Source organism: Bifidobacterium sp. LH_413 (assembly GCF_056357015.1).
In genome coordinates, this window is the sequence record NZ_JBKEVK010000002.1 from 37,694 (window position 1) to 50,048 (window position 12,355).

Sequence of the window (12,355 nt, forward strand, 5' to 3'; positions counted from 1 at the left end):
GCTCAGACGCGACGACGCTTCGGAGGACGAACGCCGTTGTGCGCTTGCGGGGTGACGTCGGTGATGGAACCGACCTCGAGACCAGCGGACTGCAGGGAACGGATGGCGGTCTCACGACCGGAACCCGGGCCCTTCACGAACACATCGACCTTCTTGACGCCGTGCTCCATCGCCTTACGGGCGGCGGACTCGGCGGCCATGCCGGCAGCGTACGGCGTGGACTTACGGGAGCCCTTGAAGCCGACGTCGCCACCGGACGCCCAGGACACAACCGCGCCGGACGGATCGGTGATCGAGATGATCGTGTTGTTGAAAGTGGACTTGATGTGAGCCTGGCCCACCGGGATCGACTTGCGATCGCGGCGACGAGCGGGCTTACGAGCGGCTTGCTTAGGCGCTGCCATTGACCCTCGTTTCCTAGTAACGAACTTGTTTGCTTGGGGTTGCGGCTCGGGCGATGGGTGTCACCCCGTGGCCCGTGCCAATGCCACCTATTACTTGGTGGCCTTCTTCTTTCCGGCGACCGTGCGCTTCGGGCCCTTGCGGGTGCGGGCGTTGGTCTTGGTGCGCTGGCCGCGCACAGGAAGTCCCCTGCGGTGACGCTGGCCCTGGTAGCAGTTGATCTGAATCTTGCGACGGATGTCCGCGTCGATTTCACGGCGCAGATCGCCCTCGATCTTGTAGTTGGCCTCGAGGTAGTCACGCAGCGTGATCAGCTGCTCGTCGGTGAGATCCTTGACGCGGATGTCCGGGTTGATACCGGTCGCGGCAAGCGTTTCCTTCGCACGAGTGCGGCCCACACCGAAGATGTAGGTGAGGGCGATCTCGATGCGCTTCTCATTGGGGATGTCGACTCCGGCAAGACGTGCCATTGCGATTCCTTCTGGTTGACGTAGGTCTTGCACCCACTCGTCCGGCTGTCCGGCACGGGCCTACGTACCCGTGGTTCAGTGTCGTTCCCTTGCGGGAAGCACTGTGAGTGAGCGCCTGATTTTCAATTGTGCCGCTGGAGAATCTGCTCTCAGCCCTGACGCTGCTTGTGGCGGGGGTTGGTGCAGATCACCATGACGCGGCCGTGACGACGGATCACGCGGCAGTTCTCGCAGATCCTCTTCACACTAGGGCTGACCTTCATGGTTATCCTTTGCTTGTACCTTACTTGTAACGGTACGTAATGCGACCGCGGTTGAGATCGTACGGGCTCATCTCGAGCACGACGCGGTCCTGCGGGAGGATGCGGATGTAGTTCTTCCGCATCTTGCCGGAGATGGTGGCCAGCACGATGTGCTTGTTTTCGAGTTCAACGCGGAACATCGCGTTGGGCAGCGCTTCGACCACCCGACCTTCGACTTCAATCACACCGTCTTTTGCCATGAGCTCCCGGCTTCCGTTTCGTTGGTTGCATTACATTGACGTATCCGAAGACACACCAATCTACTAGAATAGCGAAGAGCCGGACGAAATCGACACTCGGCGTGTCATTTCGTCCGGCTCTTCGGTCGTGTGGTATACGCGCGCTATGCCGCTACACTCAGCGGGCATCGAGCGCGGCGACGATGTTCTTCTGGATCTCATCGATCTCGCCGACGCCGTCGATGGCGACCAGCTGGCCACGGGACTTGTAGGTGTCCAGCAGCGGGGCGGTCTCCTTCGCGTAGGTGGCGAGGCGCTTGGCGATGGCCTCCGGATTGTCGTCGGTGCGGCCCTGCTCCTCGGCGCGCTTGGCGATGCGCTGCATCAGCACGTCATGGTCGGCGTCGAGCGCGACGACCGCGTCGAGCGGGGTGCCGAGCTCGGCGAGGATGGCGTCCAGCGCCTCGACCTGGGAGGCGTTGCGCGGGTAGCCGTCGAGGATCCAGCCGTTCTTGGCGTCGTCCTGGGCGAGGCGGTCCTTGACGATCGAGTTGGTCAGCTCGTCCGGCACGAGTTCGCCCTTGTCGGTGTACTCGATGACCTTGAGGCCCAGCTCGGTCTTGCCCTTGATGTTGGCGCGGAAGATGTCGCCGGTGGAGATGGCGGGGATGCCGTAGTGCTCGGCGAGCAGCGCGGCCTGGGTGCCCTTGCCGACGCCCTGCGGGCCCATGATGAGAAGACGCATGTCGTTGCTCCTTGTCTTGTTGGCTCAGTTTTCCTTGTGGTCGATGTCCTCGAGCAGGAATCCGGCGTACTGGAACTGCTCGGTCTGGGCCTTGGCCTGGCGCAGGGTGTCGAGGCCGACACCCGCGATGATCAGGATCGTCGTGCCGCCGAACGGCAGCTGCGTGTTGAGGCCGAGGGCCATGATGAGGACGGTCGGGATGAGCGCGACGAACAACAGGTAGACGGCGCCCACCGTGTTGAGGCGGTTCATCACGTAGCTCAGGTAGCGGCTGGTCGCGTTGCCGGCGCGGATGCCGGGGATGAAGCCGCCGTACTGCTTCATGTTGTCGGCGGTCTCGTCCGGGTTGAACGTGATCTCCGTGTAGAAGAAGCAGAAGAACACGATCATCAGCGCGTACAGCGCGATGTACCACACGCTGGTGGTGTTCGCCAGGTTGGCGTTGATCCACTTGACCCAGCTCTGGTCGGTCTTGCCGAACTGCGCGATGAGCGTCGGGATGGCGAGGATCGAGGAGGCGAAGATCGGCGGGATGACGCCGGACATGTTGATCTTGAGCGGCAGGTAGGTGGAGGAGCCGCCGTACATCTTGCGGCCGATCATGCGGCGCGTGTACTGCACGGGGATGCGGCGCTGGCACAGCTCGACGAAGTCGACGAAGATGAGGATGACGACGAGGACGGACACGACGATGCCGAACTTGGTCCAGTCGCCGTCAGTGCCGTTGGTGCCCCAGCCGATCTCCCACAGCTGCGGCAGGAAGCCGGAGCAGATGGACATGAAGATGAGGACGGACATGCCCTGGCCGATGCCCTTGTCGGTGATGAGCTCGGCCATCCACATGATCAGGCCGGTGCCGCCGGTCATGATGAGGACCATCACCACGAGGTTCCACACCGAACCGTCGGGGATGACCTGGGAGCAGGCGTAGTTGAACAGCGCGCCGGAGCGGGCGGTGACGAGGATCGTGGTGGACTGCAGCACGGCCAGACCGATGGTGAGGTATCGGGTGTACTGCGTCAGCTTCGCCTCGCCGGACTGGCCCTCCTTGTGCAGGGCCTCGAAGCGCGGGATGACGACGCGCAGCAGCTGCACGACGATGGACGCGGTGATGTACGGCATGACGCCCAGCGCGAAGATCGACAGCTGCAGCATGGCGCCGCCGGAGAACAGGTTCACCAGTCCGATGAAGTTCTCCTGGCTGCCCTGCAGGGTCGCCACGCACTTCTGCACGACGGTGTAGTCCACGCCCGGGGTCGGGATTAACGAACCGATGCGGTAGATGATGATGATGAACAGGACGAAGAGGATCTTCTTCCTCAGCTCCTTCGTCTTCAGGGCCTGAATTAACGTCCTCACCTGAAATCCTCCCATGCGCCCAAGGCGCTACAGCTATGCTCATGTGTTCGTGTTTTGAACGCTAACGCACGAGCATATCGTATCGTGCCTACTTAGCGCTAACAATGCGTCGGAATCGCGGGAAAAACACGGGGAAAATCACGGGCCCCGACGCGGGTAGAAGTCATCGGAAACGACATGACCCCCTCGCTCACGAGGGGCGAGAGGGTCATGTTCGTGAAGTTATCTCACCGAAGTGAGTGATCCGCGAAGGCGAATCAGGCTTCGATGCTGCCGCCGGCGGCCTCGATCTTGGCCTTGGCGGAGGCGGAGGCCTTCACGCCCTTGAGCGTGAACGCGACGGAGACGTCGCCGTCGCCCAGGACCTTCACCGGGGCGTTGCCGCGAACGGCGCCCTTGGCGACCAGGTTCTCGACGGACACCTCGCCGCCCTCCGGGAAGAGCTCGACGAGACGCGCGATGTTGATGACCTGGAACTCGACCTTGAACGGGTTCTTGAAGCCACGGAGCTTCGGCAGGCGCATGTACAGCGGGAGCTGGCCACCTTCGAAGCCAGGACGCACGTTGGTGCGCTTGGTCTGGCCCTTGGCGCCGCGACCCGCGGTCTTGCCCTTGGAGCCCTCACCGCGGCCGACGCGGGTCTTCGCCTTGTTGGCACCCGGAGCCGGCTTCAGATCGTGCATCTGCAGGATTTCGTTGTCTGCCATAATCAGTCGACCTCCTCGACGGTGACCAGGTGGCGAACGACGTTCACCAGACCGCGGTTGGCCGGGATGTCCGGACGGACAACGGTCTTGCCGATCTTGTTCAGACCCAGGGTCTGCGCGGCGGCACGCTGCTTCGGCGTGCGGTTCACGAGACCGTGGTGGAGCGTGATCTTCAGGTTAGCCATCTATCACTCACCATCCTTCGCTTCGGCGGCCTTGGCGGCCTGAGCCTCTTCACGGGCCTTGCGGGCCTCGGCGATGCCGGCGGCGCGGGCGCGCAGCAGGGCATCGGGGGCGACCTCGTTCAGGGCGAGACCACGACGGGCGGCGATCTCCTCCGGCTCCTCAAGCTGCTTGAGGGCGGCGACGGTCGCACGGACCATGTTGATCGCGGTCGGGGAGCCCATGGACTTGGTCAGCACGTCGGTGATGCCGGCGCACTCCATGACGGCGCGCACCGGGCCACCGGCGATAACGCCGGTACCGGGGGCGGCCGGACGCAGCAGGACGGTGCCCGCGGCGTCGTGACCGATCACCGGATGGGTGACGGTGCCGCGGACGCGCGGCACGGTGAACATGTGCTTCTTGGCATCCAGCTGGCCCTTGGCGATGGCCGCCGGGACCTCACGGGACTTGCCGTAGCCGACACCCACGGTGCCGTTGCCGTCGCCGACCACCACGAGGGCGGCGAAGCTGAACGTACGGCCACCCTTGTGGGTCTTGGACACGCGGTTGATGGTCACGACGCGATCGAGGAGCTCATCGCCCTTGTTCTCTTCGCGACGGTTGCGACGCTCACCGCGACGGCCCTCGCCGCGACGACCGCCACGGCGGCCGCCACGACGCTCGTCGTTGGCGTTGGCGTTGTTCTCGTCAGCCGGGGCAGCCTGAGTGTTCTGAGTTTCTTCAGCCACTTGGGTTTCCTTCATTTCTTCGCTCACAGTGCCAGACCTCCCTCACGGGCGCCATCGGCGACGGCGGCGACACGGCCGGTGTACTTGTGACCACCACGGTCGAAGACGACGGACTCGATGCCGGCGGCCTTGGCCTTCTCGGCGATGAGCTCGCCGACCTTCTTGGCGGCCTCGACCTTGGTGCCCTCGAAGCCGGCGAAGTCAGCGGTCAGCGTGGAGGCGGAGACCAGGGTGATGCCCTTGGTATCGTCCACGACCTGCGCGACCATGTGGCGGTTGGAACGGGTGACCACCAGGCGCGGACGCTCGGCGGTGCCGGAGATACGCTTGCGGATGCGGGCGTGACGACGCTTGAGCGCGGCCTTCTTGCCCTTGCCGAAAATAGTGACGCTCATATCACTTACCAGCCTTTCCAGCCTTGCGCAGAATATGCTCGCCGGCATACTTGATGCCCTTGCCCTTGTAGGGTTCCGGAGCGCGCAGCTTGCGGATGTTGGCGGCCACCTGACCGACCATCTGCTTGTCGGTGCCCTCGACGACGACGTGCGTCGCGTCGGTCACCTTGAGCGTGATGCCTTCCGGCGGGTTGACGGTGATCGTGTGGGAGTAGCCGAGGAAGAACTCGATGCCCTTGCCCTTGGCGACGGCGCGGTAACCGGTGCCGACGATCTCCAGGGTCTTGGAGTAGCCGTCGTGCACGCCCTTGACCATGCCGGCCATGATGGAGCGGGCCAGACCGTGCTTGGCACGGGTCGGACGCAGGTCGTCGGCCGGGGTGACGATGATCTCGTTGCCCTCGACGGCCGCGGTGATGCCTTCCGGCAGGACGTAGGAATCGGTGCCCTTCGCGCCCTTGGCCTCGAAGTTCTGACCGTCGATCTTGACCTCAACGCCAGCGGGGATGGCGATGGGGAGCTTACCAATATGCGATGCCATGTGTCAGCTCTCCTTTCTCACCACACGTAGGCGACGATCTCGCCACCGATGCCTCGATCGAGGCATTCCTTCTGGGTCAGCAGTCCCGACGAAGTCGAGATGATCGCGATGCCGAGGCCACCGAGCGGCATCGGCAGGGAGTCGGACTTCGCGTAGCGACGCAGGCCCGGCTTGGAGATGCGCTTGATGCCCTGGATGGAACGCTCGCCGTTCGGACCGTACTTGAGGGTGACCTCAAGGGTCTGACCGACCTTGGCTTCCTTGGCGGTGTAGTCCTTGATGAAGCCTTCGCGCTTCAGGATCTCCGCGATGTTCTTCTTGAACTTGGAGTACGGCATATCCACGGTCTCGTGCTTCGCCGCGCTCGCGTTACGCAGACGCGTGAGCATGTCTGCGATCGGATCTGTCATTGTCATGTGGGCTTATGCCCTTTCTCGCCGTGGTTTCCGCCGCCGGCTCCCCTGGGGCTCCAGGAGAGCTACAGCCGCGGACCTTCAGCGTCGATGTTTACCAACTGGACTTCGTAACGCCGGGCAGCTCGCCGCGGTGGGCCTTCTCGCGAAGGCAGATGCGGCACAGGCCGAACTTGCGGTACACGGAATGGGGACGACCGCAGACCTGGCAACGCGTGTAGGCGCGCACCTTGAACTTCGGCTTGCCGGCCGCCTTGTTCTTAAGAGCGGTTTTTGCCATATCAGTTCTCCTTGAAGGGGAAGCCGAGGTGCTTGAGCAGCGCGTAGGCTTCCTTGTCGTCCTTGGTGCTGGTCACCACGGTGATGTCCATGCCACGCTGGTGGTCGATGGAATCCGGATCGATCTCGTGGAACATGGACTGCTCGGTGAGACCGAAGTTGTAGTTGCCCTGGCCGTCGAACTGGTGGCCGTTGATGCCACGGAAGTCGCGGATGCGCGGCAGGGCCATCGTCAGCAGACGATCGAGGAACTCCCACATGCGGTCGCCACGCAGGGTGACGTACGCACCGATGGCCTGGCCCTCACGCAGGTGGAACTGCGCGACGGACTTCTTGGCCTTGGTGATCTTCGGCTTCTGGCCGGTGATCAGGGTGAGGTCCTTGACGGCGCCCTCGATGAGCTTGGAGTCGCGAGCGGCGGCACCGACACCCATGGAGACGACGACCTTCTGGACGCGAGCGACCTGCATCGGGTTGGAGTACTTGAACTCCTTCTCGAGCTCAGGCACGATCTGCTCGTTGTACTGCACCTTCAAGCGCGGGGTGGCCGGCGCTTCGACGGTAGTGGTGTCGGTCATGCCAGCTCCTTTCCGGACTTCTTGGCGACGCGCACGCGCACGGTCTTCACCTTGCCGTCACGCGCCTCTTCCTTCACGATGACGCCGACGCGGGTCGGCTTGCCGGTCTCCGGGTCGATGACCATCACGTTGGAGCGATGGATCGGAGCCTCGACGGAGACGATGCCGGCCTGCTGGCCCTGCTGGGTGGCGCGGACGTGCTTCTTGACGATCTGAACGCCCTCGACGATCAGACGGTCGTTCGGCAGCACGCGAAGGACCTTGCCCTCCTTGCCGCGATCCTTGCCGCGGATGACCTTCACCTGGTCGCCGCTCTTGATCTTGGCTACCATGTCAGATCACCTCCGGGGCGAGGGACACGATGCGCATGAACTTCTTGTCGCGAAGCTCACGGGCGATCGGTCCGAAGATACGAGTGCCCTTCGGTTCACGGCCGGAGCCGAGAATCACCGCGGCGTTCTCATCGAACTTGATGTAGGAGCCGTCGACACGACGGTGCTCCTTGACGGTACGGACGACGACGGCCTTGACCACGTCACCCTTCTTGACCGATCCGCCAGGGATCGCGTCCTTGACCGAGGCGACGATGACGTCGCCCAGGCCGGCATAGCGTCGCTTCGAGCCACCGAGCACGCGGATGGCAAGGATTTCCTTGGCACCCGTGTTGTCGGCGACATGAAGCCGCGTTTCCTGCTGAATCATTGATTCTCCTTAGCCGAGCTGGTTCTCCCCGCACACCGGGCGCGGTGGATAGACGCACAGAACATCTATCTAACCGCGCCCGGTGGACGGCGAGCCTTGCCGAACTTATTTTTTTTACTTGGCGCGCTCGATGATCGACTCGAGACGCCAACGCTTGGTCTTGCTCAGAGGACGAGTCTCCATGATACTCACGAGGTCGCCAATGTGCGCCTCGTTGTGTTCGTCATGGGCCTTGACCTTCTTGGTGGTGCGGACGACCTTGCCGTACAGCGGGTGGGTCTTGCGGTTCTCCAGCTCCACGGTAATCGTCTTGTCCATCTTATCGGACACGACGTAGCCGCGGCGAACCTTGCGGAAGTTGCGCTCCTGCTGCTCTTCAGCCATGATCACTGCTCCTTAGCGGTTTCGTCGGCCGGCTCGGAGGTGATGCCAAGCTCACGCTCGCGCAGCACGGTGTACATGCGGGCGATGTCGTGCTTGACGGCCTTGAGGCGGGCCGTGTTCTCGAGCTGACCGGTGGCGGACTGGAAGCGCAGGTTGAACAGCTCTTCCTTGGACTTCTTCAGGAAGCCCTCGATCTCCGCGTTGGTCTTCTCGTTGAGATTCTTGATGGAGTATTCTTCGGTTCCGACTGCCATATCAGATGTCACCGCCTTCACGAGCAATCACACGGCACTTCATGGGGAGCTTGTCGATGGCACGACGCAGGGCTTCCTTGGCGACGTCCTCGGAGACACCACCGATCTCGAACATCACGCGACCAGGGTGGATGTTGGCGATCCAGAACTCCGGAGTACCCTTACCGGAACCCATTCGGGCGCCGAGCGGGTGCTTGGTCAGCGGACGATCCGGGAAGATCGTGATCCACACGCGGCCACCACGCTTGATGTAGCGGGTCATGGCGATACGCGCGGCCTCGATCTGGCGGTTGGTCACGTAAGCCGGGGCCAGCGCCTGGATGCCGTAATCACCGAAGTTGATCTCGTTGCCGCCCTTGGACATGCCGGAGCGGACGGGACGGTGCTGCTTGCGGTACTTGGTCCTCTTTGGGATAAGCATTCTTGCTCACTCCTTCGTTTCCGTGGCAGCGGGGGCCGCGGCGGCCTCGGCCTTGGGGGCCTCGGCGTTGCGGGCGGCACCGGCGTTGCGGTTGCCACGGCGCGGACGGCGATCGCCGCGACGGCCGGGACGGTTGTTCTGCTGGGCCTGCTGCTCTTCGAACTCACGTTCGGTCATGTCGCCCTTGTAGATCCAGACCTTGACGCCGATGCGGCCGTAGGTCGTCTTGGCCTCGAAGAAGCCGTAGTCGATCAGGGCGCGGAGGGTCTGCAGCGGGACGCGACCCTCGCGGTAGAACTCGGAACGGCTCATTTCGGCACCGCCGAGACGGCCGGAGAGCTTGATGCGGATACCCTTGGCACCGGCGCGCATGGCGTCCTGCTGGGCCTTGCGCATCGCGCGGCGGAAGGTGACGCGGTTGGTCAGCTGCTCCGCGATGCCCTGAGCGACGAGCTGGGCGTCCAGCGCGGCGTTCTTGACCTCGAAGATGTTGAGCTGGACCTGCTTGCCGGTCAGCTTCTCGAGCTTGGCGCGGACCTTCTCGGCCTCGGCGCCGCGGCGGCCGATCACGATGCCCGGACGGGCGGTGTGGATGTCGACGCGGACGCGGTCACGGGTGCGCTCGATGACGATCTTGCTCACGCCGGCGCGCTCGAGGTCCTTGTTCATCTCCTTGCGGATCTTGTCATCCTCAAGGACGAAGTCGCTGTAGCGCTCGCCGGCCTTGTTGGAATCGGAGAACCACTTGGAGCGGTGGTTTTCAGTGACGCCCAGGCGGTAGCCAAAGGGATTGATCTTCTGACCCATCTTTAGCGGTTTCCTTCCTTGTTGGCGACGACGACCGTGATGTGGGAGGTGCGCTTGTTGATACGAGCGGCACGGCCCTGGGCACGAGCGCGGAAACGCTTGAGCGTCACGCCCTCGTCCACGTAGGTCGCCTTGACGACCAGGTCGTTCTCACGGAACGGCTCGCCGGCCTTGTCGGCCTTGACGCGCGCGTTGGCGATGGCGCTCTCGAGGACCTTGCGAACCGGGATGGACGCGTCCTGCGGAGCGAACTTGAGGATGGTGAGGGCTTCGGTCGCCTGCTTGCCTCGGATGAGGTCGACCATGCGGCGAGCCTTGCGCGGCGTCACGCGGACGTGACGGGCGATTGCTTTAGCTTCCATAAGTCATTCTCTCCTTTAGCGGCGGGCCTTCTTGTCGTCCTTCACGTGACCCTTGAAGGTCTTCGTGGGGGCGAACTCACCCAGCTTGTGGCCGACCATGGCCTCGGTGACGAACACCGGGACGTGCTTGCGACCATCGTGGACAGCGAACGTGTGTCCGATGAAATCGGGGGTGATCATCGAACGGCGGGACCACGTCTTGATGACGTTCTTGGTGCCCTTCTCGTTCTGCTCGTCGACCTTCTTCTGCAAGTGGGCGTCGACGAAGGGGCCCTTCTTGATGCTACGAGTCATCGCTTCGAATCTTCCTTACTTGCGGTTCTTGCCGGACGGACGGCGACGGACAATCATCTTGTTCGAAGCCTTCTTCGGACGACGGGTACGAACCTCGCCCTTGCCCCACGGGGAGACCGGCGGCTTGCCGCCGCGGGTACGACCGCCGTGCGGGTGGTCGACCGGGTTCATGGACTCACCACGGGTGATCGGGCGCTTGCCCATCCAACGGGCGCGGCCGGCCTTGCCGAGCTGGACGTTCGCGTGGTCCTCGTTGCCGACCTCGCCGACGGTCGCGCGGCAGCGGGCGTCGACGTTGCGGATCTCGCCGGACGGCATACGCAGCTGGGCGTAGGCACCGTCCTTCGCGACGAGCTGGACCGAGGTGCCGGCGGAACGGGCGATCTTGGCACCGCCGAGCGGCTTGAGCTCGATGGCGTGGATGACCGTACCGGTCGGGATGTTCTTCAGCGGCAGGTTGTTGCCCGGCTTGATGTCGGCCTGGGCACCGGTCTCGATGACGTCACCCTGCTTGATGCCCTTCGGCGCGATGATGTAGCGCTTCTCGCCGTCGGCGTAGTGCAGGAGGGCGATGCGGGCGGAGCGGTTCGGGTCGTACTCGATGTGAGCGACCTTGGCCGGCACGCCGTCCTTGTCCCAGCGACGGAAGTCGATGAGACGGTACTGGCGCTTGTGGCCGCCGCCACGGTGGCGGGACGTGATACGGCCGTAGGAGTTACGACCGCCGGTCTTGGAGAGCGGACGAACGAGCGACTTCTCAGGCGTGGAACGCGTGATCTCGGAGAAGTCCGAGACGGAGGCGTTGCGGCGGCCGGCGCTCGTCGGCTTGTAAACGCGGATAGCCATAATGTAGTTCTTCCTTTAACTTTTCTCGGCTAACCTTCAGTTACCGAAGATGTCGATGGTCTGGCCCTCGGCGACGGACACGATCGCGCGCTTCTGGGAAACGCGGCGACCGAAGCCGGTGCGGGTGCGAGTGCGCTTGCCCTCACGGTTGAGGGTGTTGACCTTCGTCACCTTGACATTGAAGATCTGTTCGATAGCCTGCTTGATCTGCACCTTGTTCGCGTTCGGGGCCACCACGAAGGTGTACTGGCCACGATCGGAGGCGGCGTAGCTCTTCTCGGACACGACGGGCTTGATGATGATGTCGTGAGCCGGCTTGTGAATAGCGACCATGGAAATCAGGCCTCCTTCTTGGTCTTCGCCGCCACGAAGGCCTCGAGGGCCTCCTTGGTGAAGACGACGTACTGCGCGGTCACCACGTCGTACGTGTTGAGCTGATCGACGAAGATCGGGTGGACATACGGAAGGTTGCGCACGGAGAGCCACTCGTTGACCTGATCACGGGTCAGCGCGATGGTGGCGAACTTCTCACCGATGACCGGGTTCAGGGCGGCGATGGCGGCCTTGGTGGACGGCTTCTCGGAGACGCCGAAGTCGACGACGGCCACGCGACCGGCGTTGGTGCGGTCGGAGAGCACGTACTTGAGGGCGGCGGCCTTCATCTTCTTGGGGGTGCGCTGGGAGTAGTCACGCGGCTGCGGGCCGAACACGACGCCGCCGTGGTACCACTGCGGGGCGCGGATGGAGCCCTGGCGGGCACGACCGGTGCCCTTCTGCTTCCACGGCTTCTTGCCGCCGCCGGAGACGTTGGCGCGGGTCTTGGTCGCGTGGGTGCCGGCACGACGGGCGGCGAGCTGCGCGATGACGACCTGGTGAATCAGCGGGATGCGGGACTGGACCTCTTCGGCGGAGAAGCCGAAGAGCTCGGCCGGGGCCTCGACGGTGCCGGCGGCCTGGCCCTGCGGGTCGGTGACGTTCAGAGTAACGTTAGCCATGGCTTA

The 12,355-nt window shown here is 63.6% G+C and carries 25 protein-coding genes; all 25 read right to left on the reverse strand.

The annotated features are described in order from the left end of the window. Positions 1 to 2 precede the first annotated feature (2 nt). The gene (rpsK, locus tag AC1AYN_RS04455) at positions 3 to 404 is read right to left on the reverse strand and encodes a 30S ribosomal protein S11 (protein ID WP_034527262.1); all 402 of its coding nucleotides are present in this window, start codon (positions 402 to 404) and stop codon (positions 3 to 5) included. A 90-nt stretch (positions 405 to 494) separates the two neighbouring features. Continuing rightward, positions 495 to 872 (reverse strand): 30S ribosomal protein S13, encoded by a 378-nt coding sequence (gene rpsM / locus AC1AYN_RS04460; RefSeq protein WP_034527264.1) that lies wholly within the window; start codon positions 870 to 872, stop codon positions 495 to 497. 149 nt (positions 873 to 1,021) lie between these two features. Further along, complete coding sequence (rpmJ, locus tag AC1AYN_RS04465) at positions 1,022 to 1,135, reverse strand: 50S ribosomal protein L36 (RefSeq protein ID WP_003814578.1); 114 nt, start codon at positions 1,133 to 1,135, stop codon at positions 1,022 to 1,024. Positions 1,136 to 1,155: 20 nt separating this feature from the next. Beyond that, entirely contained in the window at positions 1,156 to 1,374 is a 219-nt protein-coding gene (infA, locus tag AC1AYN_RS04470; protein WP_004268611.1) for a translation initiation factor IF-1, read from the reverse strand. Positions 1,375 to 1,531: 157 nt separating this feature from the next. Beyond that, the gene (locus AC1AYN_RS04475) at positions 1,532 to 2,098 is read right to left on the reverse strand and encodes an adenylate kinase (RefSeq protein WP_034527267.1); all 567 of its coding nucleotides are present in this window, start codon (positions 2,096 to 2,098) and stop codon (positions 1,532 to 1,534) included. A gap of 24 nt (positions 2,099 to 2,122) precedes the next feature. After that, positions 2,123 to 3,457: a preprotein translocase subunit SecY gene (secY, locus tag AC1AYN_RS04480; protein ID WP_476532347.1), complete on the reverse strand. Its 1,335-nt coding sequence runs from the start codon at positions 3,455 to 3,457 to the stop codon at positions 2,123 to 2,125. A gap of 257 nt (positions 3,458 to 3,714) precedes the next feature. Continuing rightward, positions 3,715 to 4,164, reverse strand: a complete 450-nt coding sequence (gene rplO / locus AC1AYN_RS04485) for a 50S ribosomal protein L15 (protein WP_476532348.1) — start codon at positions 4,162 to 4,164, stop codon at positions 3,715 to 3,717. A gap of 2 nt (positions 4,165 to 4,166) precedes the next feature. Further along, complete coding sequence (gene rpmD / locus AC1AYN_RS04490) at positions 4,167 to 4,349, reverse strand: 50S ribosomal protein L30 (protein ID WP_476502905.1); 183 nt, start codon at positions 4,347 to 4,349, stop codon at positions 4,167 to 4,169. Between the two features lie 3 nt (positions 4,350 to 4,352). Then, on the reverse strand, positions 4,353 to 5,105 hold the full coding sequence (gene rpsE / locus AC1AYN_RS04495) for a 30S ribosomal protein S5 (protein WP_084686093.1): 753 nt from the start codon (positions 5,103 to 5,105) through the stop codon (positions 4,353 to 4,355). Next, a complete protein-coding gene (gene rplR, locus AC1AYN_RS04500; protein ID WP_034527275.1) occupies positions 5,102 to 5,473 on the reverse strand; it encodes a 50S ribosomal protein L18 in 372 nt (123 codons plus the stop codon). Before rplR ends, rpsE begins: the two co-directional genes overlap by 4 nt. Before the next feature lies 1 nt (position 5,474). Then, on the reverse strand, positions 5,475 to 6,014 hold the full coding sequence (gene rplF / locus AC1AYN_RS04505; protein ID WP_034527278.1) for a 50S ribosomal protein L6: 540 nt from the start codon (positions 6,012 to 6,014) through the stop codon (positions 5,475 to 5,477). A gap of 17 nt (positions 6,015 to 6,031) precedes the next feature. After that, the gene (gene rpsH / locus AC1AYN_RS04510) at positions 6,032 to 6,430 is read right to left on the reverse strand and encodes a 30S ribosomal protein S8 (protein WP_034527281.1); all 399 of its coding nucleotides are present in this window, start codon (positions 6,428 to 6,430) and stop codon (positions 6,032 to 6,034) included. A gap of 91 nt (positions 6,431 to 6,521) precedes the next feature. Beyond that, a complete protein-coding gene (locus tag AC1AYN_RS04515) occupies positions 6,522 to 6,707 on the reverse strand; it encodes a type Z 30S ribosomal protein S14 (protein ID WP_003814530.1) in 186 nt (61 codons plus the stop codon). A 1-nt stretch (position 6,708) separates the two neighbouring features. Next, positions 6,709 to 7,284: a 50S ribosomal protein L5 gene (rplE, locus tag AC1AYN_RS04520; protein WP_476512467.1), complete on the reverse strand. Its 576-nt coding sequence runs from the start codon at positions 7,282 to 7,284 to the stop codon at positions 6,709 to 6,711. Then, entirely contained in the window at positions 7,281 to 7,616 is a 336-nt protein-coding gene (gene rplX / locus AC1AYN_RS04525) for a 50S ribosomal protein L24 (RefSeq protein ID WP_034527286.1), read from the reverse strand. Before rplX ends, rplE begins: the two co-directional genes overlap by 4 nt. 1 nt (position 7,617) lies before the next feature. Continuing rightward, positions 7,618 to 7,986 (reverse strand): 50S ribosomal protein L14, encoded by a 369-nt coding sequence (gene rplN / locus AC1AYN_RS04530; RefSeq protein WP_034527288.1) that lies wholly within the window; start codon positions 7,984 to 7,986, stop codon positions 7,618 to 7,620. 114 nt (positions 7,987 to 8,100) lie between these two features. Beyond that, positions 8,101 to 8,370 carry a 30S ribosomal protein S17 gene (gene rpsQ / locus AC1AYN_RS04535; RefSeq protein ID WP_034527291.1) on the reverse strand — a complete coding sequence of 90 codons (270 nt, stop codon included), beginning with the start codon at positions 8,368 to 8,370 and terminating at the stop codon, positions 8,101 to 8,103. Positions 8,371 to 8,372: 2 nt separating this feature from the next. Further along, on the reverse strand, positions 8,373 to 8,624 hold the full coding sequence (gene rpmC, locus AC1AYN_RS04540) for a 50S ribosomal protein L29 (protein ID WP_055428029.1): 252 nt from the start codon (positions 8,622 to 8,624) through the stop codon (positions 8,373 to 8,375). Between the two features lies 1 nt (position 8,625). Further along, a complete protein-coding gene (gene rplP / locus AC1AYN_RS04545; protein ID WP_055428030.1) occupies positions 8,626 to 9,045 on the reverse strand; it encodes a 50S ribosomal protein L16 in 420 nt (139 codons plus the stop codon). 6 nt (positions 9,046 to 9,051) lie between these two features. Further along, the gene (rpsC, locus tag AC1AYN_RS04550) at positions 9,052 to 9,852 is read right to left on the reverse strand and encodes a 30S ribosomal protein S3 (protein ID WP_034527300.1); all 801 of its coding nucleotides are present in this window, start codon (positions 9,850 to 9,852) and stop codon (positions 9,052 to 9,054) included. A gap of 2 nt (positions 9,853 to 9,854) precedes the next feature. Then, complete coding sequence (rplV, locus tag AC1AYN_RS04555; protein WP_101622003.1) at positions 9,855 to 10,214, reverse strand: 50S ribosomal protein L22; 360 nt, start codon at positions 10,212 to 10,214, stop codon at positions 9,855 to 9,857. Positions 10,215 to 10,229: 15 nt separating this feature from the next. After that, positions 10,230 to 10,508, reverse strand: coding sequence for a 30S ribosomal protein S19 (rpsS, locus tag AC1AYN_RS04560; protein WP_003814508.1), 279 nt, complete (start codon positions 10,506 to 10,508; stop codon positions 10,230 to 10,232). A 15-nt stretch (positions 10,509 to 10,523) separates the two neighbouring features. Then, positions 10,524 to 11,354 carry a 50S ribosomal protein L2 gene (gene rplB / locus AC1AYN_RS04565; RefSeq protein ID WP_034527305.1) on the reverse strand — a complete coding sequence of 277 codons (831 nt, stop codon included), beginning with the start codon at positions 11,352 to 11,354 and terminating at the stop codon, positions 10,524 to 10,526. Positions 11,355 to 11,390: 36 nt separating this feature from the next. Further along, on the reverse strand, positions 11,391 to 11,687 hold the full coding sequence (gene rplW / locus AC1AYN_RS04570; protein ID WP_476532349.1) for a 50S ribosomal protein L23: 297 nt from the start codon (positions 11,685 to 11,687) through the stop codon (positions 11,391 to 11,393). A 5-nt stretch (positions 11,688 to 11,692) separates the two neighbouring features. After that, positions 11,693 to 12,349, reverse strand: coding sequence for a 50S ribosomal protein L4 (gene rplD, locus AC1AYN_RS04575; protein WP_476532350.1), 657 nt, complete (start codon positions 12,347 to 12,349; stop codon positions 11,693 to 11,695). Positions 12,350 to 12,355: the final 6 nt, after the last annotated feature.

Excerpts from the sequence above, each read along its gene's own strand:
- rplR (WP_034527275.1), bottom strand. The coding sequence starts at position 5,473 with ATGAGCGTCACTATTTTCGGCAAGGGCAAGAAGGCCGCGCTCAAGCGT.
- rpmJ (WP_003814578.1), bottom strand. The coding sequence starts at position 1,135 with ATGAAGGTCAGCCCTAGTGTGAAGAGGATCTGCGAGAACTGCCGCGTG.
- rpsC (WP_034527300.1), bottom strand. The coding sequence starts at position 9,852 with ATGGGTCAGAAGATCAATCCCTTTGGCTACCGCCTGGGCGTCACTGAA.
- rplX (WP_034527286.1), bottom strand. The coding sequence starts at position 7,616 with ATGGTAGCCAAGATCAAGAGCGGCGACCAGGTGAAGGTCATCCGCGGC.
- AC1AYN_RS04475 (WP_034527267.1), bottom strand. The coding sequence starts at position 2,098 with ATGCGTCTTCTCATCATGGGCCCGCAGGGCGTCGGCAAGGGCACCCAG.
- rpsM (WP_034527264.1), bottom strand. The coding sequence starts at position 872 with ATGGCACGTCTTGCCGGAGTCGACATCCCCAATGAGAAGCGCATCGAG.
- rpmD (WP_476502905.1), bottom strand. The coding sequence starts at position 4,349 with ATGGCTAACCTGAAGATCACGCTCCACCACGGTCTCGTGAACCGCACG.
- rplV (WP_101622003.1), bottom strand. The coding sequence starts at position 10,214 with ATGGAAGCTAAAGCAATCGCCCGTCACGTCCGCGTGACGCCGCGCAAG.
- rpsQ (WP_034527291.1), bottom strand. The coding sequence starts at position 8,370 with ATGGCTGAAGAGCAGCAGGAGCGCAACTTCCGCAAGGTTCGCCGCGGC.
- rplE (WP_476512467.1), bottom strand. The coding sequence starts at position 7,284 with ATGACCGACACCACTACCGTCGAAGCGCCGGCCACCCCGCGCTTGAAG.
- rplB (WP_034527305.1), bottom strand. The coding sequence starts at position 11,354 with ATGGCTATCCGCGTTTACAAGCCGACGAGCGCCGGCCGCCGCAACGCC.
- rplO (WP_476532348.1), bottom strand. The coding sequence starts at position 4,164 with ATGGCAGACAACGAAATCCTGCAGATGCACGATCTGAAGCCGGCTCCG.
- rplF (WP_034527278.1), bottom strand. The coding sequence starts at position 6,014 with ATGGCATCGCATATTGGTAAGCTCCCCATCGCCATCCCCGCTGGCGTT.
- rpmC (WP_055428029.1), bottom strand. The coding sequence starts at position 8,624 with ATGGCAGTCGGAACCGAAGAATACTCCATCAAGAATCTCAACGAGAAG.
- rpsH (WP_034527281.1), bottom strand. The coding sequence starts at position 6,430 with ATGACAATGACAGATCCGATCGCAGACATGCTCACGCGTCTGCGTAAC.
- rplN (WP_034527288.1), bottom strand. The coding sequence starts at position 7,986 with ATGATTCAGCAGGAAACGCGGCTTCATGTCGCCGACAACACGGGTGCC.
- rplP (WP_055428030.1), bottom strand. The coding sequence starts at position 9,045 with ATGCTTATCCCAAAGAGGACCAAGTACCGCAAGCAGCACCGTCCCGTC.
- rpsK (WP_034527262.1), bottom strand. The coding sequence starts at position 404 with ATGGCAGCGCCTAAGCAAGCCGCTCGTAAGCCCGCTCGTCGCCGCGAT.
- rpsS (WP_003814508.1), bottom strand. The coding sequence starts at position 10,508 with ATGACTCGTAGCATCAAGAAGGGCCCCTTCGTCGACGCCCACTTGCAG.
- AC1AYN_RS04515 (WP_003814530.1), bottom strand. The coding sequence starts at position 6,707 with ATGGCAAAAACCGCTCTTAAGAACAAGGCGGCCGGCAAGCCGAAGTTC.
- rplW (WP_476532349.1), bottom strand. The coding sequence starts at position 11,687 with ATGGTCGCTATTCACAAGCCGGCTCACGACATCATCATCAAGCCCGTC.
- rplD (WP_476532350.1), bottom strand. The coding sequence starts at position 12,349 with ATGGCTAACGTTACTCTGAACGTCACCGACCCGCAGGGCCAGGCCGCC.
- infA (WP_004268611.1), bottom strand. The coding sequence starts at position 1,374 with ATGGCAAAAGACGGTGTGATTGAAGTCGAAGGTCGGGTGGTCGAAGCG.